The organism is Saccharopolyspora sp. NPDC045941 (assembly GCF_056431445.1).
Genome location: NZ_JBWKKU010000004.1, coordinates 195,621 through 207,284, shown reverse-complemented (window position 1 = coordinate 207,284; position 11,664 = coordinate 195,621). Strand labels below are relative to the sequence as shown.

The 11,664-nt window shown below is 71.3% G+C and carries 8 protein-coding genes; 5 read left to right on the top strand and 3 right to left on the bottom strand.

Going from position 1 to position 11,664, the window contains the following annotated elements:
• Positions 1-132: 132 nt before the first annotated feature.
• Positions 133-1,980, bottom strand: coding sequence for an exo-alpha-sialidase (locus tag AC07FN_RS05050; RefSeq protein WP_478394443.1), 1,848 nt, complete (start codon positions 1,978-1,980; stop codon positions 133-135).
• Positions 1,981-2,239: 259 nt separating this feature from the next.
• On the opposite strand from AC07FN_RS05050, the gene AC07FN_RS05045 reads away from it, so the two are divergent.
• From AC07FN_RS05045 to AC07FN_RS05025, 5 genes are read left to right on the top strand one after another with little or no spacing between them, the layout of a single operon-like run.
• The gene (locus AC07FN_RS05045; RefSeq protein WP_478394442.1) at positions 2,240-3,850 is read left to right on the top strand and encodes an ABC transporter substrate-binding protein; all 1,611 of its coding nucleotides are present in this window, start codon (positions 2,240-2,242) and stop codon (positions 3,848-3,850) included.
• A 55-nt stretch (positions 3,851-3,905) separates the two neighbouring features.
• Positions 3,906-4,865 (top strand): ABC transporter permease, encoded by a 960-nt coding sequence (locus tag AC07FN_RS05040; RefSeq protein ID WP_358565111.1) that lies wholly within the window; start codon positions 3,906-3,908, stop codon positions 4,863-4,865.
• A gap of 38 nt (positions 4,866-4,903) precedes the next feature.
• Positions 4,904-6,835: a dipeptide/oligopeptide/nickel ABC transporter permease/ATP-binding protein gene (locus tag AC07FN_RS05035; protein ID WP_478394488.1), complete on the top strand. Its 1,932-nt coding sequence runs from the start codon at positions 4,904-4,906 to the stop codon at positions 6,833-6,835.
• Positions 6,832-7,848 carry an oligopeptide/dipeptide ABC transporter ATP-binding protein gene (locus AC07FN_RS05030; protein ID WP_478394441.1) on the top strand — a complete coding sequence of 339 codons (1,017 nt, stop codon included), beginning with the start codon at positions 6,832-6,834 and terminating at the stop codon, positions 7,846-7,848. The genes AC07FN_RS05035 and AC07FN_RS05030 overlap by 4 nt, the downstream gene beginning before the upstream one ends.
• A 52-nt stretch (positions 7,849-7,900) precedes the next feature.
• On the top strand, positions 7,901-8,026 hold the full coding sequence (locus AC07FN_RS05025) for a hypothetical protein (RefSeq protein ID WP_478394440.1): 126 nt from the start codon (positions 7,901-7,903) through the stop codon (positions 8,024-8,026).
• 60 nt (positions 8,027-8,086) lie between these two features.
• On the opposite strand, the gene AC07FN_RS05020 is transcribed toward AC07FN_RS05025, so the two are convergent.
• Together AC07FN_RS05020 and metE are read right to left on the bottom strand one after the other, a co-directional pair.
• Entirely contained in the window at positions 8,087-9,238 is a 1,152-nt protein-coding gene (locus AC07FN_RS05020) for a serine hydrolase domain-containing protein (protein WP_478394439.1), read from the bottom strand.
• 125 nt (positions 9,239-9,363) lie between these two features.
• The gene (gene metE / locus AC07FN_RS05015) at positions 9,364-11,640 is read right to left on the bottom strand and encodes a 5-methyltetrahydropteroyltriglutamate--homocysteine S-methyltransferase (RefSeq protein ID WP_478394438.1); all 2,277 of its coding nucleotides are present in this window, start codon (positions 11,638-11,640) and stop codon (positions 9,364-9,366) included.
• Between the last annotated feature and the right edge of the window lie 24 nt (positions 11,641-11,664).

Sequence of the window (11,664 nt, the reverse complement as noted above, 5' to 3'; positions counted from 1 at the left end):
AGGTTTCCCTGTGTTGTGTGTTCCAAGCTCGGGGGAGAGGTTGCGCGGGGTCCGATCGTCCCTGCTCGGGGGGTCGGGAGCGCGAGTTCTTTTTTTTCCTGTTTTTCCCCCCCACGACACCTACCCGGACCATCAGGAGATGGCCTCCATCGGGAGCCGGAGCCCGAGGCGGCCGCCGATCTGCGCGTTCCGCGTCCGGACGTCCTCCAGCTCCGCCTGCGTCAGCGCGCGCCGGTAGACGCGCACCTCGTCGACGGCGCCGTGGAAGCGGTTGGCGCCGTCCACGCGCTGTCCGATGTGGATTCCGTGGACCCCGAACTCCTTGCCCTCGGTGACAGAACCCGGCGGCACCTCGGCCGATCCGGCTTCCCGGCCGTCGATGCGCAGCACGAACCGGCCGTCCACCCGCTGGAGCGCCGCGTGGTGCCACTGGTCGTCGTTGTACGCACCGGCGGACTGCACGGTGATGTTGAAGCGGTCCACCATGATGAGCGCCTGGATCCGGTTCGAGGCGGGTTCCGCGCGCAGCCACAGCTGCGGCGTGGTGCCGCTGCCGGTCCGGTACGCCCACAGCAGGGCGTGCGAGCCGCTGGTGTCCGCGTAGCGGAACCACGTCGTCAGGGTGAAGTCGCCGCCGCCGAGGTCGATCGACTCGTCGAACGGCACCTCGACGCGGTCGTCCACGCCGTCCAGCGCCAACGCGTTCCCGAACCGCCCGGGCACCAGCGCCGCGTCGCCGCGGACGAAGGCGGGATTGCCGCGGCCGGAGTCATCGGGGGTCGTCGGACCGGGTTCGGGCGGTCCCGGAATGCCCGGGGGCGTGCCGTTCGGCGTCGCCAGGTACGCCTCGTTGAAGCGCGCCCACCGGATCGACTCGTACGGCGTGGCGGAGCCGGCCTCGTAGTACAGCCCGATCTCGTCGCCGTCGAGCTTCACCATGTCCGAGTACGCCGACGGCCCCCACCAGAAGACCTTGCCCTGCTCCCACGGCTGCCAGCTCCGCCCCTCGTCGTAGGAGGAACGCACCGACATCGCCTCGCGCGCCACCGGATGCGCCGGCGCGGACAGCAGGATCCGGTCCTCGGCGTCGCCCTGGTCCCGCGCGTGCAGTCGCAGCGTCGACGCCTGCACGTCGGGCATGGCCAGGTCGATGGGCCGGAACGGCTCGTCGAACGTCGCTGCCCCGTCGCTGCTGATCGCGACCGACCGGTGGCCCGGATCGGTGCCGCGATCCCTGGCCAGCGCGTAGACCCGCCCGTCGGTGAGCTCGACGACGGTCACCTCCTGCGCGATCACCGTCCCGTCGTCGACGGCCGCGGACGCGCCGATGTGCCAGGTCTGGCCGCTGTCGTCGCTGTAGAGCAGGTGCGTGCCGTAGACGTGCGGGCGCACGCCGTCGTTGATCTCGTGGCTGGCGCCGACCACCAGCCGCCCAGCGTGCGGGCCGCGGGTGAGCTGGATGCCGTGCATCGGGCCGGTGGCGTACCAGAAGTTCCACTCCGGCCGCTTGCCCTCGATCATCTCGCGCGGCGCCGACCACGTGGCCCCGTCGTCGTCGCTGACCTGGACGAACGGATCGCGATCGCAGCCGTTCGGGCAGGGCTCGGGCCCGTTGTGGTTGCTGACCAGCACGATGCGGCCGGTGCGCTGGTCGACGATCGGCACCGGGTTGCCGTGCGTCGACCCGTTGCCGTCGGAGACCACCTGCAGCGGGCCCCAGGTGCGGCCGCCGTCGGTGGAGCGCCGCAGCACGATGTCGATGTCACCGTCGTCGCCGCAGTCCGCGACCCGGCCCTCGGCGAAGGCGAGGACGTCGCCGTTCCCGGCCCGGACGACGGCCGGGATGCGGAAGCACGCGTAGCCGAAGTCCTGCTTCGCGAACAGGACCTGCTCGTCGACGAACGGTGCTGCCGGGTCCGGTTCGGCGGCCGCGCCGGCCGGCGATCCCGACAGCATCGCGGCCGACAGCAGGACGCTCAACGCCGCGGCCCTCCACCGCCGCCGCGGCGGCCCTCCAGGTGCTATGCGCATGTCATGCCCTTTCAGCAGAGCGAACGAGGGAGGACATACTACGTCCTACGTGGAACCTCCGGAAGGCTCGGCGGACGGCTCCGCGAAACCGGCCGGAAACCTCTCGATCAACTGTTCTTGACCGCCGAACGCAGGCGACCGTAGCCTGCACTCCCAGACTTGACGTAGGACGTCCCATGTCCCGTCGCTCAACCCGCCAGGAGGCAACGTGAGCCCCCACGTTTCCCGCACCTTCGTCAGTCGCCGCGACTTTCTGCGCTACAGCGGGATCCTGAGCGCGGCGGCGGCCGTCTCCGCCACCGTCGGCGCCTGCGGCGGCCCCGCGTCGACGACCTCGACCGGCGGCGACGACAAGGGCCTGATCACCGCCGTGATCGGCTACGGCAACGACCAGACCTGGGACCCGACCATGACCGCGTCGGCGTTCGCGATGGCCGGCAACAACCACGTCTACGAAGGACTGATCGACACCGATCCGGTCACCCGCGACCCCTACCCCGCGCTGGCGGTGGCCGCGCCCGCCGACCCCAACGCCACCACCTGGCGCTTCGCACTGCGCCCGGGTGCGAAGTGGCACGACGGGCAGCCGGTCACCGCGGACGACGTGGTGTTCACCTTCCAGCGCGTCCTCGACCCGAGCACCCTGGCGTACTCGTTCTTCGCCGCGTGGCTCCAGGAGGTCCGCAAGGTCGACGACGCCACGGTGGAACTGGTGCTGAAGTTCCCGTTCCCGGACGGGATCCAGCGCCTCACGATCGCGAAGATCATGCCGAAGCACGTCTACGGCGCCCCGGGCGGCTGGGACGCGGCCAAGAGCGGCAAGGCCATCGGCTCCGGCCCGTACAAGCTGGTCGAGCACAACCCGAAGGCCAACACCAGGTTCGAGGCGTTCGCGGACTACAACGGTCCGCGCAAGCCCGCGGTGCAGAAGATGAACTGGCTGTCCATCGTGGACGCCTCCGCCCGGGTCGCGAAGATCTCCGGCGGCAGCGCCGAGGCGCAGGTCGCCGAGAACATCCCCTACGCCAACATCGACCAGCTGCGCCAGAGCGGGCTGCGGGTCGACGGCGGCAAGGGCATGAACCACCTGTTCCTGATGTTCAACACCGGCCAGAAGCCGTTCGACGACAAGCGGGTCCGGCAGGCCCTGTTCCACGCCATCGACACCCGCAAGATGATCGACGTCGCGCTCAAGGGCCACGGCACCCCGGCCACCAGCTTCCTCAACGAGCAGAACCCGGCCTACGCCAGGGCGAAGACCGTCTACGACTACGACCCCGACCGGGCGCGGGCGCTACTCGCCGAGGCCGGGGTCAGCGGGCTGACCATCACGCTGATGGCGGTGAACGTCAGCTGGCTCGCCGACTGCCTGCCCACCATCGCCAACTCGTGGGAGGCGATCGGCGTCAAGACCGAGCTGCAGCCGCAGGACACCAGCGCGCTGTTCACCAAGATGGACCAGTCGCAGTCCTACCAGGTCGTCGCGGCGGCGTCGAACCCGAACCAGTTCGGCCTCGACCCGGACCTGATCCTGCGCTACAACTACACCGCCGGCGGCACCTGGATGAAGTACACCAAGTGGGACTCCAGCCCCGAGGCCAAGGCCCTGTTCGCGGCGATGGACCAGGCGATCCGGGAACCCGACCCGGCCCGGCGGCGGCAACTCGTCCACGACTACCTCGACGTGGTGGCCGACCAGGCGGTCCTCTACCCGGTGCTGCACAACGAGCTCGTGACGGCCTGGAACCCGGCGAAGCTCGACGGCGTCGAGCCGCAGCCCTACCCCGGCATGAACCTGTTGCAAGCCAAGCGAATCTGAAACAGTCCGACGCACCTTGCACGGCGGTGCGGGTGAGAACTGAGCGGAGTTCCACGTGGTCGTGATCGCGAGGATGCTGCTGCGGCGCATCCTCATCCTGATCCCGCTGCTGCTGGGCGTGATCCTGTTCGTCTTCATCATCATGCGCTTCTCCAACAACAAGCCGGAGTACGCGTACTTCCAGGGCGCCAACCCGACGCCCGAGCAGATCCACCGGTTTCAGCTGGAGAACGGCCTGCTCGACCCGCTGCCCGTGCGCTACCTGCGGTTCGTCGCCGACCTGGCGCAGGGCGACATGGGCACCAGCGTGCTGACCAAGGCGCCGGTGCTGGAGCAGGTGGCCACCGCGCTGCCGCTGACGATGCAGCTGACCTTCCTGGGACTGTTCATCGCGGTCGTGCTGGCGCTGGTGTTCGGCGTCGTCGCCGCGCTGTTCCGGGACCGCTGGCCCGACCAGCTGATCCGGATCGTCTCGCTGGTCGGCGTCGCGGCCCCGGCGTTCTGGATCGCGCTGCTGTCCATCCAGTGGCTCGCCGTCGACCGCGGCTGGTTCCCGACCGGCGGCTACGTCAACCCGGGCGACTCGTTCACCGGCTGGCTGGTGTCCATGACGCTGCCGGCGATCTCGCTGTCGCTGCCGGTGGCCGCGCAGCTGACCCGGATCATCCGTACGGCCGTGGTGGAGGAGCTGGACAAGGACTACGTCCGCACCGCGATCGGCAACGGCCTGCCGCCGATCGTCGTGGTCGGCCGCAACGTCCTGCGCAACGCGCTGATCAACCCGCTGACCGTGCTCGGCCTGCGGGTCGGCTACCTGCTCGGTGGCGCGGTGGTCATCGAGACCATCTACTCGCTGCCCGGCATGGGCCAGCTGATGATCAACGCGGTGCTCAACGGCGATCCCGCCGTCGTGCAAGGCGCGGTGCTCACCATCGCGGTCGGCTTCGTCGTGGTGAACCTCGTCGTGGACGTGCTGTACCTGCTGGTCAACCCCCGACTCAGGAGCGCCGCGTGATGCGCACCGGACTTGCCAACCGACTCGCCCGGCCGGGTATCCGGTTCCGGCGGCTCAACGCGATCTCCTGGATCGCCATCGGCCTGCTCGTCGTCATCTGCCTGGCCGCGATCCTCGCGCCGGTGCTGGCCCCGCATTCGCCGTACGCGCAGGAAGCCGCCGCGGGCGGCCCCAGCGCAACGCACTGGATGGGCCTGGACAGCGCGAACCGCGACATCTTCACGCGGGTGCTCTACGGGGCGCGCTGGTCGCTGCTGATCGGGCTGGGCGCCACCGGTTGCGCGCTGCTCGCTGGCGCGGTGGTCGGCGCGGTCGCCGCCACCTCCCGCTCCGCGATCGGCGAAACGATCATGCGGGTGCTCGACGTGATCATGGCGTTCCCGGGCATCGCGCTGGCCGCCGTGCTCGTGGCGGTCTTCGGCGGCAGCATCCCGGTGCTGGTGCTGGCGATCGCCTTCGTCAACGTCCCGCCGATCGCCCGCGTGGTGCGCGCCAACGTCCTCGCCCAGTACGGCGAGGACTACGTGGCGGCGGAACGCGTCATCGGCGCCCGCACCCCGCACATCCTCGTCCGGCACGTCGCGATCAACTGCGCGGCGCCCGTCCTGGTCTTCTGCACGGTGATGGTCGCCGATGCGATCGTCTTCGAGGCGTCGCTGTCGTTCATCGGCGCGGGCGTGCGCCCGCCCGACCCGTCGTGGGGCAGCGTCATCGCCGACGGCCGCAACATGGTCCTGACCGGCGGCTGGTGGGCGACGGTCTTCCCCGGCCTGGTGATCCTGCTGACGGTGCTCGCGCTCAACGTGCTCGCCGAAGGGGTTTCGGACGCCTGGGCGGCGCCGGCCACCCGGCAGGCCACCTCGGAACCCAGGCAGCGCACGCGGGCGGCCACCGGCGAGCGCACCGAGCTGCCCGGCCTCGCCGAGGCGGCGCAGCGGCTCGCGGAGCGGGCGCGCCCGCTGCCCGACGGCGAACCGATCCTGCAGGTCCGCGACCTCGCCATCGGCTTCGACGGCCGCCACGACGGCGTGGACATCGTCGACGGCATCTCCTTCGACGTCCGCCCCGGCGAAGTCCTGGGCCTGGTCGGGGAATCCGGCTGCGGCAAGACGATCACCGCGCTGACGGTGATGGGCCTGCAACCGAAGGAAGCCCGCATCGGCGGCGAAATCCTCTTCCGCCGCGAGGGCGGCGTCACCGACCTGCTCACCCTCCCCCGCCAGTCCCGGCGCCGCCTGCTCGGCCACGAGATGGCGATGGTCTACCAGGACGCGCTGTCGTCGCTGAACCCCGCCATGACCATCCGGGCACAGCTCAAGCAGCTGGTCCGGCGCGGCGGCCGGCACACGCCCGCGGAGCTGCTGGAGATGGTCGGGCTCGATCCCGCGCGCACCCTCACCGCCTACCCGCACGAGCTCTCCGGCGGCCAGCGGCAGCGCGTGCTTATCGCGATGGCGCTCTCCCGCGACCCGAAGCTGATTGTGGCCGACGAGCCGACCACCGCGTTGGACGTCACCGTGCAGGCGCAGGTGATCCAGCTGTTGCTGCGGCTGCGCGCGGAACTCGGCTTCGCCCTGATCCTGGTCTCCCACGACCTGGCCCTGGTCTCCGACGTCACCGACCGCATCGTGGTGATGTACGGCGGGCAGATCGTGGAATCCGGGGTGACCTCGGCGCTGGTCGAGGCGCCCGCGCACCACTACGCCCGCGGGCTGTTCGGCGCGGTGCTGTCGCTGGAGTCCGGTGCTGAGCAGCTGACCCAGATCCCCGGCGTGGTGCCGTCCCCATCCGAATTCGCGGCCGGCTGCCGGTTCGCCGACCGCTGCCCGATGGCCACCGCGGTGTGCGAGGAGCGGGCGCCGGTGCTCGGCGGGCAGGGCAGGTTCCACGCGGTGGCCTGCCACCACCCGGCGATCGACCTCACCGCCGACCGGGACCACGCCTCGGCGGCAGCACAGGAGCGGTCATGACTTCCCCAGAACCCGAAAACCTCGTCGAGCTCGCCGACGTCCACGTCGTCCACAAGGCGCGCTCCGGCGGGCTGTTCCGCCGCGACCGGGTGCACGCCGTCACCGGCGTCGACCTGGTGGTGGCGGCCGGCGAAACCGTCGGCATCGTCGGCGAATCCGGCTGCGGCAAGTCCACCCTGGCCAAGGTCGTGGTGGGTCTGCAGCAGCCGACCAGCGGCACGATCTCCTTCCGCGGCAAGGACATCTGGTCGCTGCCCGCCGCCGGGCGCCGGGCCGCGATCGGCGCCGAGGTCGGCATGGTCTTCCAGGACCCGGCCACGGCGCTCAACCGGCGCCTGCCGATCCGCCAGGCCCTGCGCGACCCGCTGGACGTGCACGGGCACGGCAGCCGCCAAGAGCGCGAGGCGCGGGTGCGCGAACTGCTGGACCTCGTCGGCCTGCCGGCGAGCGTGGCGAACCTGCTGCCGGGCCAGATCTCCGGCGGCCAGCGGCAGCGCGTCGCCATCGCCCGGGCCCTCGCGCTGCGCCCCCGGCTGCTCGTCGCCGACGAACCCACCAGCGCTCTCGACGTCTCGGTGCGCTCGCAGATCCTCAACCTGCTGCTCGAACTGAAGGAACAGCTGGGCCTGGCGCTGGTGTTCGTCTCGCACGACATCCAGACCGTGCGGCGGATGAGCGACCGGGTGGTGACGATGTACCTCGGGCGGACCGTCGAGCAGATCCCGGCCGGCGCGGTCGCCGCCGCCCGCCACCCCTACACCCGGGCGCTGTTCTCGGCGACGCCCGGCCTGCTGTCGCCGATCGAGCCGATCCCGCTCACCGGCCCGGTGCCGTCGGCGACGAGGCCGCCGAGCGGCTGCCCGTTCCGCACCAGGTGCTGGCGCGCCGACGAGACCTGCGCGGCGGAGATGCCGGACCCGCAGCGCGACGCGACCGGCCACGCGTTCCGCTGCCACCATCCCGCTCCGGCGGGCACCACCGACCTCGAACTCGCCGCTGAAGCCCTGTCCTGATCCGGCACGGAAGATCGGGATCCCGCCCCGGGCGGGTTGGACGCGGCACACCATGTCGACCGCGTTCATCACGACGTACACTCAGCCTCCCTACGGGGCGATCAACGCCGGGTTGAACGTGTCCGGATACGTGCTGGCCACCTACGTCTTCACCCGGTCGGACAACGCGGCGGCATAAGTCGGCGGATCTGCCGCTCCGGCGGGCCGTGCGGTTGGCACGGCCCACCGGGCTACCGGTTCACGCCGTCGCGGCCGCGTGCACGGCTTTGAGCAGGCGGTCGTTCTCCGGGGCCGCGCCGCCCGGGAAGGCGAAGCGGCGCCGGTTGTAGCCGTAGGCGAGGCCGCTGCGCGGGTCGGCGATGGCCTGCGAACCCGCCGCTCCGCTGTGCCCGAACGCGCCTTGGCCGAGGAACGGGTAGACCTCGACCGACGCGGAGAAGCCGAGCCCGAAAGCCTTGTGCTGACGGGAAACGAGGTCGTAGCCGATCGAGTGGATCTGCGCGAAGGCCGCGGCCGTGTCCGGCTTCAGCAGCGGTGCCTTCCCGCCGATGCCGGTGGTCGCGGCCGCGTACATCCCGGCGAGCCCGCGCGCGGAAGCGACGCCACCGGCCGACGCCTGGCCCTTGGCCCGCACCACCCGGTGGTTCGGCATCTCCCACAATTCCACCGCGTCCGGGTGGTTCCGGTTCATCGCGATGCCGTTCAGGCTCTCCGGGCCGGTCGCGCCCGCCGTCAGCGCGGCCTGCTGCTCCGCGGTGGGCTCCATCGGCAGGGTGGTCAGGAAGCGCGGCTCCTGCTCTTCCGGCAGCCCCAGGTAGAAGTCCAGGTCGTGCGGGGCGCGGACGCGCGTCTCGAAGTGCTGCTGCAGCGTTTCGCCGGTGGCGCGGCGGACCACCTCGCCGACGAGCGCCCCGATGACCAGCGCGTGGTACCCGAACGCGGTGCCCGGGCGCCAGTACGGCCGCTGGGCGGCGAGCCGCTCCGCGATGACCCGGTCGTCGGCGACCTCCTCCAGCGACAGCCCCGCGTCCGCGCCCACGAGCCCTACGCGATGCGACAGCAGGTCGCGCAGGACGATGTCCTTCTTGCCCTCGGCGCCGAACTCCGGCCAGTAGTGGCTCACCTGCTGGTCCAGGTCGAGCACGCCGTCCTGCACCAGCAGCGCCGCGACCAGGTACGCCGCGCCCTTCGTGGAGGAGAACACGCCGGTCAACGAATCCCCGGTGATCTCGGGGCCTACCCACAGGTCGACGACCCGCTCACCCGCGAGGTGGGCCACCAGCTGGGCCGCGTAGTCACCACCCTCGGCCGTCGCCACGGCGGCGAACTCCTCCCGCACGGATTCGAATCCGGCGGCAACGGTGCCCTGCGGCGTGCTCTCCTGCGACATCGGCACTCCATTCGCTCGATCTGGTCCTGACCGGATCAAGTTGCCGCATCGCGGCGAAAATTCCCGGCAGATCGGACCGTTTCGCGGGCGGCGCCACCGGTGCGGCGCCGCCCGCGGGCCCGGCGTCAGCGCAGTTCGGCCGCCGCCGCGACGAGGTTCTGCAACGCCGCCTCGACCTCGGCGTAGCCGCGGGTCTTCAGCCCGCAGTCCGGGTTGACCCACAACCGTTCCGCCGGCACCGCCGCCAGCGCGGCCCGCAGCAGGTCCACGACCTCGGCGGTGTCCGGCACGCGCGGCGAGTGGATGTCGTACACCCCGGGCCCGACGCCGTGGCCGAAGCCGACCGCGTTGAGATCGTCGAGCACCTCCATGCGCGAGCGGGCGGCCTCGATGCTGGTGACGTCGGCGCCCAGCGCCACGATCGCGTTGATCACGTCGCCGAACTCCGAATAGCACAGGTGGGTGTGGATCTGGGTCGAATCGGCGACGCCGCAGGTGGCGAGCCGGAAGGACGTCACCGCCCAGTCCAGGTACTCCCCGTGCGCTGCCCGGCGCAGCGGGAGCAGTTCGCGCAGCGCGGGCTCGTCGACCTGGATGACCCGGATGCCGGCCGCCTCCAGGTCGGCGACCTCGTCCCGGATGGCCAGCGCGACCTGCTTCGCGGTGTCGGCCGGCGGCTGGTCGTCGCGGACGAACGACCACGCCAGGATCGTCACCGGGCCGGTGAGCATGCCCTTGACCGGCTTCTCGGTCAGCCGCTGCGCATAGCTCGCCCACTCGACGGTGATCGGTGCCGGGCGGGAGACGTCGCCGTAGAGGATCGGCGGGCGCACGCACCGCGAACCGTAGGACTGCACCCATGCGTTGTCGGTGCTGGCGAAGCCGTCCAGGTGCTCGGCGAAGTACTGCACCATGTCGTTGCGCTCCGGCTCGCCGTGCACCAGGACATCGAGCCCGAGCCCTTCCTGCAGGCGGATCACGCGCTCGATCTCGTCCTGCATCCGCCGCCGGTACGTCGCCTGGTCGATGCGGCCGGCGCGCACCGCGGCGCGCGCCTTGCGGACGTCCGTGGTCTGCGGGAACGATCCGATCGTCGTGGTCGGCAACGGTGGCAGGTTCAACGCCTCCTGCTGAGCCGCGCGCCGCGTGTCGTACTCGCCGCGCTGCGTGTACTCCGGCCGAAGCGCCTGCAACCGAGCGCGCACGCGATTGTTCCGGACCCGGTCCGCGCCGGCGCGGTCGGCGATCGCGGTGCGCGCCTCGGCCAGCTCGTCGGCCACCGCGTCGCGGCCCTCGCGCAACGCGCGGCCCAGCACGACCACCTCGCGGACCTTCTGCGCGGCGAAGGCCAGCCAGGACTTCACCTGCGGGTCGATGCCGGTCTCCGCGTCGACGTCGTAGGGCACGTGCAGCAGGGAGCACGACGAGCTGACCGCGACCTCGTTCGCCGAGCCGAGCAGCGTGGCAGCGGTCGCGAGCGCCTTGTCGAGATCGGTGCGCCAGACGTTTCGCCCGTCGACGAGCCCGGCCACCAGGGTCTTGCCGCTCAGCCCGCGAACCGACGACAGAGCGTCCACTGTGGACTTACCGGCGACGAGGTCGGCGCCGATCGCTTCGACCGGGCTGGACGCCAGCACCTCCAGCGCCTCGCCGAGATCGCCGAAGTACCCCGCGACCAGCAGTTTCGGCCGCTCCGCCAGATCGCCGAGCCGCCGGTAGGCGGCACGCAGGGCGGCGAGTTCGGCCGGCGAGCGGTCGGCGGCGAAGGCGGGCTCGTCCAGCTGCACCCACTCAACGCCGGCGCGGTGCAGCTCGCCGAGCAGCTCCGCGTAGGTGTCCAGCAGCGCGTCCAGCCGGTCCAGCGGCCGGAACGACTCCGGCGCGCCGTCCGCGGACTTGGCCAGCAGCAGGAACGTGAGCGGGCCGACCAGCACCGGGCGGGTGGTCACGCCCAGCTCCGCGGCCTCCCGGTACTGCTCCACGGGAGTCCGGTCGGCCAGCGAGAACTGCGTGTCCGGGCCGATCTCGGGCACCAGGTAGTGGTAGTTCGTGTCGAACCACTTCGTCATCTCCAGCGGCGGCTCGGACGCCACGCCGCGCGCCATCGCGAAGTAGGTGTCCAGCGGGCCCAGCCCGAGCTTCGCGAAGCGCGGCGGGATCGCGCCGAAGGTGACGGCGGTGTCCAGCACCTGGTCGTAGTACGAGGACGTGTTGCCCGGCACCGAATCCAGGCCCGCGTCCCACAGCGACCGCCAGGTCTGGACGCGGAGTTCGCGCGCCACCGCGCGCAGCTCCGCCTCGCCGATGCTGGACGACCAGTAGCGCTCCAGCGCGCGCTTGAGTTCCCGGTCGGGGCCGATCCGGGGGTATCCGAGTACGGTAGATCCGATCTTGCTGGTCAAGGCCCTCTCCTCGCGAGCTCGACG